At 65.1% G+C, this 12062-nt stretch carries 14 protein-coding genes and 1 pseudogene; 10 read left to right on the top strand and 5 right to left on the bottom strand.

Translation table 11 applies throughout. From position 1 onward, the window contains the following. Nucleotides 1-88 precede the first annotated feature (88 nt). The 4 genes and pseudogenes from EV651_RS00005 to EV651_RS00020 all read left to right on the top strand — a co-directional run. Nucleotides 89-1084: pseudogene (locus EV651_RS00005) on the top strand (IS3 family transposase); the annotation flags it as partial. Between the two features lie 226 nt (nt 1085-1310). Next, nucleotides 1311-1658, top strand: coding sequence for a hypothetical protein (locus tag EV651_RS00010; RefSeq protein ID WP_133780625.1), 348 nt, complete (start codon nt 1311-1313; stop codon nt 1656-1658). Further along, nucleotides 1642-2964 carry a hypothetical protein gene (locus tag EV651_RS00015; protein ID WP_133780626.1) on the top strand — a complete coding sequence of 441 codons (1323 nt, stop codon included), beginning with the start codon at nt 1642-1644 and terminating at the stop codon, nt 2962-2964. Before EV651_RS00010 ends, EV651_RS00015 begins: the two co-directional genes overlap by 17 nt. Nucleotides 2965-2994: 30 nt before the next feature. Further along, on the top strand, nt 2995-3933 hold the full coding sequence (locus EV651_RS00020; protein ID WP_133780628.1) for a hypothetical protein: 939 nt from the start codon (nt 2995-2997) through the stop codon (nt 3931-3933). A 108-nt stretch (nt 3934-4041) separates the two neighbouring features. Here EV651_RS00020 and EV651_RS00025 read toward each other — a convergent pair whose 3' ends face one another. Continuing rightward, nucleotides 4042-4272 (bottom strand): hypothetical protein, encoded by a 231-nt coding sequence (locus tag EV651_RS00025; RefSeq protein WP_133780630.1) that lies wholly within the window; start codon nt 4270-4272, stop codon nt 4042-4044. A 1-nt stretch (nt 4273) separates the two neighbouring features. Here EV651_RS00025 and EV651_RS00030 point away from each other — a divergent pair, with 1 nt between their 5' ends. Both EV651_RS00030 and EV651_RS00035 read left to right on the top strand, forming a co-directional pair. Next, complete coding sequence (locus tag EV651_RS00030) at nt 4274-4483, top strand: AlpA family transcriptional regulator (protein WP_202870096.1); 210 nt, start codon at nt 4274-4276, stop codon at nt 4481-4483. Next, a complete protein-coding gene (locus tag EV651_RS00035; protein ID WP_133780634.1) occupies nt 4483-5055 on the top strand; it encodes a hypothetical protein in 573 nt (190 codons plus the stop codon). The genes EV651_RS00030 and EV651_RS00035 overlap by 1 nt, the downstream gene beginning before the upstream one ends. Before the next feature lie 29 nt (nt 5056-5084). Here the strand turns inward: EV651_RS00035 and EV651_RS00040 are convergent, their stop codons facing one another. Beyond that, nucleotides 5085-5438, bottom strand: a complete 354-nt coding sequence (locus EV651_RS00040; RefSeq protein WP_133780636.1) for a hypothetical protein — start codon at nt 5436-5438, stop codon at nt 5085-5087. A gap of 186 nt (nt 5439-5624) precedes the next feature. After that, nucleotides 5625-5906: a hypothetical protein gene (locus EV651_RS00045; protein ID WP_202870097.1), complete on the bottom strand. Its 282-nt coding sequence runs from the start codon at nt 5904-5906 to the stop codon at nt 5625-5627. Between the two features lie 180 nt (nt 5907-6086). Between EV651_RS00045 and EV651_RS00050 the strand changes: the two genes are divergently transcribed. Both EV651_RS00050 and EV651_RS43170 read left to right on the top strand, forming a co-directional pair. Further along, complete coding sequence (locus EV651_RS00050; protein ID WP_133780638.1) at nt 6087-6821, top strand: XRE family transcriptional regulator; 735 nt, start codon at nt 6087-6089, stop codon at nt 6819-6821. Nucleotides 6822-6867: 46 nt separating this feature from the next. Next, nucleotides 6868-7407 (top strand): HD domain-containing protein, encoded by a 540-nt coding sequence (locus EV651_RS43170; RefSeq protein WP_370352003.1) that lies wholly within the window; start codon nt 6868-6870, stop codon nt 7405-7407. On the opposite strand, the gene EV651_RS00060 is transcribed toward EV651_RS43170, so the two are convergent. Next, the gene (locus tag EV651_RS00060; protein WP_133780642.1) at nt 7404-7880 is read right to left on the bottom strand and encodes an NUDIX hydrolase; all 477 of its coding nucleotides are present in this window, start codon (nt 7878-7880) and stop codon (nt 7404-7406) included. The genes EV651_RS43170 and EV651_RS00060 overlap by 4 nt on opposite strands. Continuing rightward, complete coding sequence (locus tag EV651_RS00065) at nt 7880-8623, bottom strand: helix-turn-helix transcriptional regulator (RefSeq protein ID WP_133780644.1); 744 nt, start codon at nt 8621-8623, stop codon at nt 7880-7882. Before EV651_RS00065 ends, EV651_RS00060 begins: the two co-directional genes overlap by 1 nt. 215 nt (nt 8624-8838) lie before the next feature. On the opposite strand from EV651_RS00065, the gene EV651_RS00070 reads away from it, so the two are divergent. Together EV651_RS00070 and EV651_RS00075 are read left to right on the top strand one after the other, a co-directional pair. Next, nucleotides 8839-10158, top strand: coding sequence for a hypothetical protein (locus tag EV651_RS00070; protein WP_166658444.1), 1320 nt, complete (start codon nt 8839-8841; stop codon nt 10156-10158). Nucleotides 10159-10168: 10 nt separating this feature from the next. Further along, nucleotides 10169-10627, top strand: a complete 459-nt coding sequence (locus EV651_RS00075) for a PPC domain-containing DNA-binding protein (protein ID WP_133780648.1) — start codon at nt 10169-10171, stop codon at nt 10625-10627. Nucleotides 10628-12062 lie beyond the last annotated feature (1435 nt).

Genomic DNA, 12062 nt, shown 5'->3' on the forward strand with positions numbered 1-12062 from the left:
CACCGCCCTGCGCGCCGACCAGCAACAGGACACCAAAACCACGCCACCGGTGGCCATCGCGGCCTGACCAGTGAGCCGCTTGACATAGGAGCATCCGGGAGAGCGACCCGCGACAGCGGTGATCTGCCGGTTCATCGCCGAGCACAAGGCTCGGTTCGGGGTCGCTCCGATCTGCCGTGCGCTGTCCGCGCACGGCTGCCCGATCGCCCCGAGAACCTACTACGCCTGGGTCACCCGGGCACCGTCGAAACGGGCCTTGTGGGACACCACGGTGACCGAGCTGCTGGCCGGGTACTACGAGCCCGGCGCCGACGGCCGACGCCCGCCGGAGTCGCTCTACGGGTCGTTGAAGATGTGGGCCCACCTGCAACGGCAAGGCATCCAGGTTGCGCGCTGCACCATCGAGCGGCTGATGCGCATCAACGGCTGGCGTGGTGCGACCAGGGCCAAGAAGATCCGCACCACTGTCCCGGATCCGGCCGCGACACGGGCACCGGACCTGGTGAACCGCCGGTTCGGCGCCCAGGCGCCGAACCGGCTGCTGGTCGCGGACTTCACCTACGTACGCCTGGCCGGCGGCACGTTCTGCTATACCGCGTTCGTGATCGACGCCTTCGCCGGCCTGATCGTCGGCTGGGAGTGCTCCACCAGCAAGCACACCGCGTTCGTCGAACGCGCCATCGCCCAGGCCGCCGCCTTCCGCGCCAGACAGGGCAAGTCGCTGAACACCCTGCAAAACAAGGCGATTCACCACTCCGACGCCCAATATACCTCGGTCCACTTCACCGAGACCCTGCAACTCCACGGGATCGACCCCTCGATCGGCACCGTCGGCGACGCCTACGACAACGCGCTGGCCGAGACCACCATCGGGCTCTACAAGACCGAATGCATCCGCGACGACTCACCCTTCCGCCGCGGACCACTGACCGGCCTCAGCAACCTCGAGGCCATCACCGCCGACTGGGTCCACTGGTACAACACCAGCCGCCTCATGCACCGCCTCGACCGACGCCCACCCGCCGAAGCCGAGGCCGACTACTATGCACAAACCCGCAACGACCAACCAGTCGCACTCACATAACCGAGGGTGCATCAAACCCGGGACCATCTTCGAGTCCGAATGGGCTGGGGGCGCTCGGCCGGTCCAGGGTGTCGCCTGAGGTTGCCAGCCCGAAGAGCCGTTTCGACGGCTTGGCCGGGCAAATCCTGGCGTCGACGCGAAAAGTTGTCCGTGGCATCCGTTGAGTCGCTGTGGCTTGGGACAGAGGTCCTGGGCTGTGAGATCCAGGACTCGATTGGAGCTGCAGGTGAACGAGAAGCGGGCGAACGGTGACGATGTGCGGCGGCGTGTGGTGGAGCTGGTCACGCGGGCTGAGGCGATTGTTGAGGCGCTCGAGGTGGGAACTGCCGACGGGCGTTGGGCGATGACGGCGTTCAGTCGGTATCGGCTGTGCGAGTTGCTCGAGATCATGCCGTACGTGCGGTACGACGGTGAACCGGATGGCGATCCCGTGGAGTTGCTGGATGAGGCTGCACGGCTCGCGGAGCAGATCGACGTGCCGATCGAGGATCTCAGCTGGAGACTTGCGCTGGGTGATGCGTTGCGGTCGGCGGCGGCGGACATCCGGAGGGTCCGGGATGCGCGCGACGTATGAGGATTTGCTTCGTACTGCGCGGCGTACCGCTGTGAGCGCGCAGCGTGGGGTCTATCCGGACGAGGCTGAGGTGATGGGTGATTGGGGTGCCGTTCTTGCTGCGACGAACCACCATCTCCGGTGGTTGCGCGGACGTCTGAAGTCTGCGACCGGTGCGTCGAGATTCGACGTGCGTTCAGACAACTCGCTGGGGCGGCTGGCGCAGGCGATAGGTGCGGGTGCGGACCTCCTCGCCGTACAGGATTCGGCCTCCGCGGCCGCGCTGGATGTGTGCGAGGATCTCGCCGCGGCGCGGGCGGAGGTGGCGGCCATCGCCCTGATCGGTGCGAGGGTCGTCGCACGCACTAGTCGGCGCCGGACGCCGGAGCGCTTCCAGCTCGGGCGTGCGATGCGGGAGTTGGCGGAGATCGCAGGGTCCGATGTACGCCGACGTGGACTTGGCGGTCTGGCGATGCTCACTGCCGGCGGCCCCGCAACGTTGGCGAATAACGTGTCGACGATCGCGCCGCTGGCTGACAGATGGAGGCGCGCACACGCCTCGACGCCGCCGCAGAGCATGCTGACGCGCGATCTGCGTTCAACGACGGCGCAGCTGCGGACTGTCGGCGGGCAGATCGCGCACCTGACGACCCACCTGCTGGCGGCACCGTCCGCTCGTCTCCAGCCCGACCAGCGGATCGATCTACAGATCCTCCGTCACGAGCTCCAGAGGTTTGATGCGGTCGCTCGCGATGTCGAACTTGCCTGGCGATGTCGTCTGTCCGATCTGGGCGGTCAAGGGAACCCGGAGGCGGAGCTGTCCTTCTTGGACCTGAAGAGTGCAATGGACCGGAACCTGCAAGGTGATCGCGGCCGCCGTTCCGCCGGTGATCTCGTTGGCGACCATCGGACTGCGGCTGTGCTGATTGACGCTGTCGACGAGCTGCTCTGGTCTGCAGACCAGGTCGCGCGATCCCAAGACCACGCGGTGAGCGTTCTGATCGCATCCGGGCGTCTCTTCGTTCCACGTCGAGAGGCGGCGCGAGTAGAGCTGTCCTATTTGCGCCGGCCGGGTGGAGGGACGCGTCCGCTGCAAGCGAAATGGGTGCGCACCGACCTCGCGAGTTGTTTCACTCAGCTGACAGGCTGGCTGGCTGAGGCCGGAGAACATCTGACGTGTGCGTCACAAGTTGCTCGTCGGCTCGCGGGGACGTCGGCGTTGTCGCGCCATACCGCGGATCCAGTGGTGAGGATTCCGCCGCCGTACGTCGACATCGCCTCCGGGATCGCGGATCCAGGACAGGAGTTGTCCGGTCTCGGCCGTTGAGCTGGGCAGCCGATTCCTCGGGAGGTTGCTGTGGGCAAAGAACAGGTACAGGCGGAGGATCTCCATCGCGCGCTCGATGCGGAAGTGAGCAAGCTGCAGATTGGGTCCGACTGGGCCAGGTGGCTGGACGTGGCGGCGTTGTTCCCGACGTACGGTTTCGGGAATCTCGTTCTGATCAATCTTCAGATGCCGCAGGCGAGTTGGGTTGCAAGCGCTCGGCAGTGGGAACAGCTCGGCCGGCGGGTGAAGCCAGCACAGGGAATCAGGATCCTCAAACCGATATGTGTGCAGACGGCTGTGGCCGAGGACTGCGGGCTCGATGGCGTTCAGGTTTCCGTCGAGGATCAGGTGATCGGATTCCGGGTTGGTGTCGTGTACGACGTCACGGCTACGGTCGGTCCGCCAGTTCACCTTCCACGCCCGCCAGTATGCCTCGACGTGACTGTGGCAAGACGCCTGTGGGACGGGTTGGCGCGGGATGTCGCTGCGGACGGGTTCGCGATCGATGTGCGGCCCACCGGCGATGCATCGGAAGGCTTCACCGACTACGGCGCCAACCGGGTCGTGATCGCCGACCATCTCGACGACTTCCGGGCCGTCGCGCGCCTGGCGCACGAGGTGAGCCACGTTCGGATGCATTCGCCGGCCGATCCGGACGCGGCTACCGCATGCATGGGGATTCATCAGGTGGAGGCCGAGTCTGTCGCGTATGTCCTGCTGGCACGTCATGGACTGAGCCTTGACACGGAATCCTTCGACGACATCGCGGGTTGGGCGCGGCAGGTCGACGCGACGGACCCGGGCGAGGTGATCAAGGTGACCGGGGCGCGAGTCATCAATACCGCCCGGCAGTTGATCGAATCGACGGACAAGTACCTGAACGCTGACCGGACTCCGCTCGCTCCGGTACAAGCGCGAGCGCTCGGCTCGGCCTCTCCGGCCCCCGACGCTGATGGTCCTGCGTTGTGAGGCGGATCAGCCATGGGAGCCAGCGAGCGGGTCGCAGCGCTGCGACGAGCAAGGGAGCGCCAGGCAAGGATCGAAGCCGCGACCGCCCGCACGGTCAAGGCCCGAGACTTACTCGACCGTGCCGTTGTGGCCAGGGAAGTCGCCATCGAGCGGTACGACGAACGCGTCGCCGACGCAGAGGCTGCGTGGGCAGCTGAGACAGCCGAGCTCGCCCGCGTCTGTCGATCCGCCGATGCTGCGGCCGAGATCCTCGGCTGGTCGGTCCGCGAACTCCGCCGGGTCGTGAAGTCCGATCGAGAACGACGTACCGCTGCCGATGAGCCCCTCGCAGGAGGTCATGATGCCGACGCTTGACTCGGATCCGCTGTGGGACATCCATCAGGTCGCCACGTATCTGAACGTGCCGAAACGAACCCTGTACCGGTGGCGAACGCTGGGCTACGGGCCGCGGGGCAAGAGAGTCGGTCGGCATCTGCGATATCGCGCGAGCGACGTGATCGCGTGGTTCGCGGACCTGAGCGACCACATTCTCGACGAAAGGTGGGACTGATGATCGAGATCACCCACATTTCCGACGAGGGCACCGTGGCTTGGGGAGTGCCGAAGAACGACGAGCCAGCCGCTGTCCTGCAAGCCGCTGGCTGGTGTTGGTCGCGTCGCCTGGCTGCTTGGCATCTCCCGGGTTCGCGTTACCAGGCAGCGAGCATCTTGCATGTGGACGAGGCCGCGGCAGCACTCCAAGCGGCAGGCTTCCAGGTCTCGCTCCGGATCGACGACGAGCCAACCCAACGGCGGTACTCGCTCAAGATGGTCGATGATCAGATCCTGCATCTGGAAGGAAAACTGAGCAAGGTCAATCGCCTGCTCGGGCAGCACTTCCGAACCATCGCTGTCGAAGGTCAGACCTCGGCGGCCACGGACCTGTGGGCGATTCGGATGCTCCTCCGGCGGATCGATCTCGAGGAGCGACTCCGACACTGGCGGGAGGTCGGCGACAGGCTCACTGAAGGTACGCCGGCGCACAGCGCGGGAATGGTTCGGAACTCCGGAACCGACCCGGCCCCGCTCCACGACACCACCGGGCACCGTCATGCGGACGATCTGGACGGCCCGCTGCCATAGGATCGCCGGCTGCGAGAACGGCGGAGCCGTCAAGGCATGGTGATGACCCTGGCCTCGGTTGCGGCCTCGATGTACTCCTTGATGCGCCTCGGAGATCCAAGAACCATCAGGTGGAGGACGCTCGGCACGAGCACCACCTTGACCTCGTCGCGAATTACGGCCTCAAGCAGTCGCCCGAAACCAGCCGCCGATCGTGGGTCTTGCCCCACGAAGACAGCCGCGAGCTCGAGGTTGGAACTGGCGGCGAATCGGGCAAGACGTTCCTTGGTGCGGTTGACTTCGGATCTGCAGACCAGGAGGTCCTCGCACAGGTAGGCGTAGGCCCGCGGGAGTTCAACCTGCTTGCGACGGCCCGTAGGCGTCCGAAGGTCATAGTTCGTCATCGCACCTTCCAGGTTGACCATTCGTGCGTCATGTCGCGTTCAACCGGAGTGATCTGTTGTGGGGCCCTGCCATCGACAGGGGAGACGACGGCAGGGCCCTGCAAGCCCGTTGCGCACCGGCACGCGCAACGGGGTTGGAAGGCGTGACCGACGCGGAGGTGAGGCTCACACGCCGGCCTCGCCGGTCTAGATGGGATGGGCAACCGTGTTGGCGAGAGCCGGGCCTTCGTCGGAGTCGAACGGATCCGGATCAAGCCAGCGGATCTCCGATGCGCCCAGATGGCCATGGACCTCCAGCAGATGGGCGATGCCTGGCCAGAAAGTCATGCACGGGTTCGGTCCCAGCCACTTGGCTGCCACCCACTGCTGGCCGTCCTCGTTCGGTGGGAACTCGACCAGCAAGGCGACGACGCCTGTGCCGCTGACCCCTGATGGATCGCGATAGCGATACAGCTCCCCGCGGCGCATCAATTCCGTCTCCTTGGTCTGTTCTGGTGACGGCCCGACGACGGCGTCGAGCGTGCCTCAAGACTCGCGGTCGAGAGCTGGACACCAGAACCCTGTCCACGGACATTTACGGACATTTCGTGTTACGGTCCAGGTAGACATTTACAGACATCTACCCAGGAGTAAGGGTGGGCGATCCGAGTGAACGACGTGCTTCGGCGCGCGATGTACGACGCGAACCTCACCGATCTGGATCTGTCGGCGGAGCTCTCCGTCGACCCGAAGACCGTCAGGAACTGGATGCATGGCCAAGTGCCGCATCGTCGGACGCGCATGGCTGTCAGCAGGCTCCTCGGCGTCGACGAGGAAGTCGTCTGGCCTGAGCTACGACCAGACAGCTCGGAGAGTCGACGGCCCGCAGAGATCGCCGGCATCTACCCACGGCGTACGTCGATTAGCCCGCTGACCTGGCTGTCGTTCTTCGAGTCAGCCAAGTCCGAGATAGGCATCCTTGCGTACAGCGCGCTCTTCCTGGCTGAGGATGCCCGGATCATCCGCCTGCTGCGCGAGAAGGGCGACGGCATTCGGATCCGGATCGCGCTGGGGGCGCCGGATGGGACCAAGATTGTCGAGCGCGGTGCCGAGGAGGAGATCGGTGAGGCTATGGGCGCGAAGATCCGCAACTCGCTCGCCCTGCTCGGGTCGCTGCTCATGCAGGAACACGTCGAGCTACGGCTGCACGACACGGTCCTCTACAACTCGATGTTCCGCTCGGACGGTCAACTCCTGGTCAATCAGCACGCTTACGGAATCCCGGCAGCGCAGTCGCCGGTCTATCACTACCGGCACTCGGATGACAGCGAGATGTTCGACTCGTACCTCTCGAGCTTCGAAGCAGTATGGGCGAAGGCGAAGCTGCAGTCCGCCGCCATCTGACGTGACTGTTGCGATTGTGGGCGCCCGTCGTACGCTCGGGCTGATGATGACTGCCGAGGAATCAGAATCGGTTGCCCGTCGGCTGCTCGCTGACGAGCTTCCCCGGCGCTGGGCGCACACTCAAGGCGTTGCCGCTCGCGCGCGTGAGTTGGCGACCATACTCGGCGACCGAGCCGAACTCGTCGAAGCTTCCGCCTTCCTGCATGACATCGGATACTCGGCGGCCGTGCGGTCGACGGGGTTCCATCCGCTCGACGGGGCTCGGTATCTTCGCGACGTACTTGGCGCCGACAGCGTGCTGTGCCAGCTCGTCGCGCATCACACGGGCGCTCTGGTCGAGGCGGATGAGCGGGGGCTCGACAGACTTGTCGTCGAGTTCCCCCTGCCCGATCAGTCTCTGCTCGAGGCTTTGACGTACTGCGATCTGACCGCGGCCGTCGACGGATGCCAGGTCGACGTCGAGGAACGCCTGAAGGAGATTCTGAATCGCTATCCGTGCGACCACGTCGTACATCGCTCGATTGTGCGGTCGGAGCCCGCGCTGCGGTCCGCCGTACAGAACGTGCAACGCCGGCTCTGCGCCTAATCGAAGTACAGGTTTGTGCCTGGCTCGAGGTAGTGATCGATGCGGCGGCGCATCGTGTCGTTCATCTGCAGCCTGTTGAGCTCGGGCTGTGGGATCCAGCGGACTCGGGTGCTCTCGCTGCTGGGCGTGGGAGTGCCACCGGTGGCGCGGCCGCGGAGGAGGATCGAGAACTCCTGACGCGCCTCCCCGTTGCTCGTGTACAGGATGATGTGCTTCGGGTCCGTGTAGATGCCGAGAACGTCGAGGATCTCGCAGTCGATGCCGGTCTCTTCCTTGGTTTCGCGTACGCCGGCCTGCGACATGGACTCTCCGAGATCGATCCCTCCGCCGGGGAGTGCCCAGTTGCCGTTGTCGGATCGCTCGATCATCAGGATCTCGCCGGCAGCGTTCTCGATGACGACGTTCACGGACGGAACCATGCTGTTGGCGGCGGGCGCGTTCGGATCGTCGTAGTAGTCGATGCGCTTGGCCATCAGGACTCCGTCATCGGTGTCGCGTCGTCCCACACGCGCTCGAAGCTGTTGAGATAGTGCCGCGCGAGTTCGCCGCCAGGGATCTTTCGGAGATGCCACACGGGCGCCTGAGCCGCAGGCAGGCCGTAGATGTGCGTGTTCACGAACAGCCGGTCGTCGGCGCGGAAGATCGAGTTGTACAGGACGGTCCGATGCACACGGAACTCGACGTTCGAGACTTCGGACAGGTCGCGGTACAGGACGATGGCATTGCGGATCTTGGCGGCCAGGGCGGTACCGATGCCTTCCTCCTCGCCCCGCTCGGCGATCCGTGGATCATCCGGATCGCCGATCAGGATCCGGACGCGCGCGCCGGCCTTGGCCCGCCTGCGGAGGACTCGCTGGAGTCCCGCGTCTTCCGCCAGGAACAGTCCTGCGTAGACGAGTACGCCGATCTCTTCCTCGCCGGACTCGAAGAGCTGCCGCCATTCGTCCATCGTCACGTCGGAGCGGTGAGGGTAGACGCGGACGACCTCGCTCTCTGCGACGGCCGCGGCGCGGTCGCGGGAGAGTGCATCCGGCCAGAGGTACGTTTCGTCCCTGCCCAGCCGGGTTGCCAGCCGGTGCCGGTTGCGTGGGAACGGGAGCTTGTCGCCCACGACCCAGCGTTCGACGGTCTTGACGTTGACTTCCAGCTCCTCCGCGAGTGCATGATGGGTCAGGCCCTGTTCCACCATGGCGGCTCGCAGTCGTTCGTTAGGCACGGAATCTAACCTAAGACATTTCAGGACATTTTGAGGCGAACCGAGACATCCCGGAGATGTCCGGTTGTGCCGTGACGCTGTCCCGGTCCCGGCAGCCATCCTTGCCGTCATGACGGCAAGGATGGTTCGGACCCATGGCTGACAGGACGCGTCAGCCCAACAAGCTGCTCCGGCAAGCGCGTGGTCGGATGTCCCAAGGCAGGCTGGCTGACTTGGTGAGTGCCGAGATCTACCACGCCACCGGCAAGGAAGCGCTCATCACCGCCAAGGCGATCTCCGACTGGGAATGTGGCTGGTACACGTGGCCCTCGGCCGATGTACGTCAGGCGCTGTGCCGGGTGCTTCAGAAGGCCGAGCCGGCGGACCTCGGCTTCTACAAGCGACGTGTTTCTACGAAGCAGGACTCGGCACCCATCTCGCTTCTCGAGTTGATCAATGGGCAACCCTCAGTGCGGTCCACCACCCTGCATCTTCCGGCCGGCAGGTCGTACGCCGGCGTCGAAGTTGGTGCGTACTACTGCCAAGCGGAGCTGCCGGGGGAGGGATGGTTGATGGTCGATCCCAAGGACGCCGATCTGAACCGACCCGATCGAAGGTCGCTGGTGGTTGTCGCTGACCATGAGCAGCGCTACTACGCGTCCGACGGTCGGCGGTTCGTTGACCGCGCAGGTCGGCGTACGGGACCACAACCGATCTCGTCAGCGGCGATTCTCGACGATCTGACGGTGGGCATCATCTGGGCAACGACGAGCACTGACGTCGCGCTGTTGGCGGACGATGCACAGCTGGTGAGCAGCCAAGCTCGGCTGGCGCACCACGAAGGACGCCGTACGTCGGATGTGGCGCTGAGCGAGGTCCCGACCCTGAATGCGGTCGCAAGCCAGTGGTTGGGGTCCAGGTTCTGTGCTCGGCATATCACGCGGAATCTCGATCGGTTGTCGGGGGAGCCGTTCTTCTGGACGCGGGAGAAGCGCGGTGAGGAGGCTGCTTCGTGGCTGCTGTGGCGGCACAAGTTCGAGTACCTTCGCCGTACGTCGCGGTGGTTCCCGCGCATGCGTCGAGGATTCTGCATCTCGGAGGCAGACGTCGCCGAGTCTCCAATGTACGAGCGAGTCCTGCTCCTCCTGACCGCGGCTTTGATGGAGGCCTTCGGGATCACAGTCGAGCTGAGTGCCGAGCCTGAGCACGCGGAGTTCGAGGGCTTCGTGCTCGGCGAGGAGGCGATCGTCGCGAACTGGCTGGGCGGCTCTGGGCTCTGGTATGTCGACGCGAGTGCGCCGCCGTCGCGCCGATCGATGTTCCGCGCTATCGCCGGCCAGGTGTCTGCAGAGTCGCTGGTAGGCGAGGCCACAGCGGAGGCACGGATGCGGGCGCTCGCTGGCTATCTCAACGTTCCATGGCCATGGTTCCGCAAGCGTTGCGAGGAACTCGCCACCGTCGGCGTGGACGACATCGCTCACCCACGTAGCCGCCTGCTGTCGACGCAGGGCCTGAACACCGCGATTCGGTACGTTGCGTACATCAACGACATCTGAGGAGCTGAACTTGCGCGCTGCTGAACTGACGATGGGCCGGACCTTCGCTGTCCATTTCGACCATGGTGACGACTTCTATCCGGCGCTGGCCGAGTTCTGCGCGGAGCACGGCGTACGGCAGGGCTTCATCCCGATGTTCATCGCGGGCATGCGAGACGTCCAACTCGTTGGCACCTGCGAGAGACTCGAAGATCCAGACGCACCCGTGTGGAGCGCCGTGCACCTGGAGAATGTGGAGGCAGTCGGTGGCGGCTCGCTCGCGTACGAGGAGGAGTCCGGAACCGTCCTGCCCCACATCCACGTGTCCGTGGGCCTGAAGGCCCAGTCGGCGACGGCTCATACCAGCCACCTCCTGGGCGCGAAGATCCAGTTCCTTACCGAGATGTACCTGGTTGAGGTGAAGGCGCCGGCCTTCTCGCGCCCGCGCCAACCGGACCTGTACAACGTGCCGTTGCTGGCCTTCGACTAGGTCCTGGATTCTCTCTGCCGGGTTCAGGGGCCGTCCGATACTGATGACTCTCGTCTCATGGGTAGCAGCCATGGGGGAGCAGGGAACCGATTCCGGGTGACCGTTGATGATCTCCGCAGAGCTGTCGATGCGGAGGTACGGCGGAACTGGTCTGATCGTCAGTGGATGCGGTGGCTTGACGCGGCAGCGGTTCTACATGGTCAGTCCTTCAGGAATGTCGTCCTGATCAAGTTGCAGATGCCTGATGCCGTGCGAGTTGCTGATTGGTCCGGGTGGCAACGCCATGGGCGTCGCGTCGCACGTGGTGCGTCCGGCATCAGGATCGTTGCGTCAGCGCGGGAGGTCGATCTCGCTGCGGGGTCCGTGCAGGGACACGGAGTTGCGACGGTCTGGGACGTCAGCCAGACAGAGGGCAGCCCGATGCGTCCGATGGGGACGGTCGCGGACCTGCGGTCAGAGGACGTGTATGTCGCATTGGCGCGAGTTGCGGTCGATGCTGGGTACCGCGTCTACCGTCAGCCGCTGCCGGACGAACCGACTGGTGCGATCACCGACCGTGGACGGCGTCGAGTCATCGTAAGTGACGAGCTCGACGGCCCTGTCGCCGCGATGAGACTCGCTCACGAGCTGGCCCATCTCCGCATGCACAAGCTGTCTCGTGACTCAGGCTGCCATGGCCTCGCCAGGCTGGAAGCTGAGTCGGTTGCTTACACGATGCTCGCGAGATTCGGTGTCCTACCAGCGCACCAGATGGCCAGCGCGGCCGGAACGATCGGCCGAAATCCACCGGTCCGGCTTGTCGAGACATTGGGCGGTCGAGTTGTCGCTACTGCGAGACGGCTGATCGAGACCACAGAGAGGCACCTGCCAACGACGCAGTTGCTACCTGGCAAGGCGCGAACCGCGCCGATGCCTCTCGACACGGAGGACCGAGAACTCGGCCCCAGCTTGTGAGTGGTTCCTGGATCCGCCGAGATTGTTGTGAGAAGGGAGGTGAAAGCTCACTGCGAGACACAGTCACGGCGGCGTAGGGCACACCACCTCGCGACCACCGCGATCTGCGGCCGGCGGAAGTCAGCGGTCGAGGTTCGCGAGGCGTTGCTGGGTAGCGTCACGGAGCTGTAGCGCGACGGTCGTGTTACGGATCATGCGGTTCAGCTCGACCTCGAGCGCACTGGTGCGGCGCCGGGCCTCGCGCAGCTGCTGCCTGGCTTGGTCGAGTTGCTCGGTGAGTCCCTGAAAATGGCGGTGTCGAGATCGGCGAGGTGGTGTTCGTGTGCCTCGAGGTCGGCCTGTGCACGGGCACGTTCGGTCTCGGCTTCGGCGTACTTGCGTTCGGCTTGCTCGGCTCGTGTGCGGAGCTCGGTACGGCGGGTGCGCTCCGCGGCCGCGGTACCCGTCGTCGGGGCTGTAGCACGGCGGGCGGTGGTCACGA

Origin of the sequence: Kribbella sp. VKM Ac-2571 (assembly GCF_004362255.1) — a bacterium.
Lineage (GTDB): Bacteria > Actinomycetota > Actinomycetes > Propionibacteriales > Kribbellaceae > Kribbella > Kribbella pratensis.

Excerpts from the sequence above, each read along its gene's own strand:
- EV651_RS00015 (WP_133780626.1), top strand. The coding sequence starts at position 1,642 with ATGCGCGCGACGTATGAGGATTTGCTTCGTACTGCGCGGCGTACCGCT.
- EV651_RS00025 (WP_133780630.1), bottom strand. The coding sequence starts at position 4,272 with ATGACCTCCTGCGAGGGGCTCATCGGCAGCGGTACGTCGTTCTCGATC.
- EV651_RS00030 (WP_202870096.1), top strand. The coding sequence starts at position 4,274 with ATGCCGACGCTTGACTCGGATCCGCTGTGGGACATCCATCAGGTCGCC.
- EV651_RS00035 (WP_133780634.1), top strand. The coding sequence starts at position 4,483 with ATGATCGAGATCACCCACATTTCCGACGAGGGCACCGTGGCTTGGGGA.
- EV651_RS00040 (WP_133780636.1), bottom strand. The coding sequence starts at position 5,438 with ATGACGAACTATGACCTTCGGACGCCTACGGGCCGTCGCAAGCAGGTT.
- EV651_RS00045 (WP_202870097.1), bottom strand. The coding sequence starts at position 5,906 with ATGCGCCGCGGGGAGCTGTATCGCTATCGCGATCCATCAGGGGTCAGC.
- EV651_RS43170 (WP_370352003.1), top strand. The coding sequence starts at position 6,868 with ATGACTGCCGAGGAATCAGAATCGGTTGCCCGTCGGCTGCTCGCTGAC.
- EV651_RS00060 (WP_133780642.1), bottom strand. The coding sequence starts at position 7,880 with ATGGCCAAGCGCATCGACTACTACGACGATCCGAACGCGCCCGCCGCC.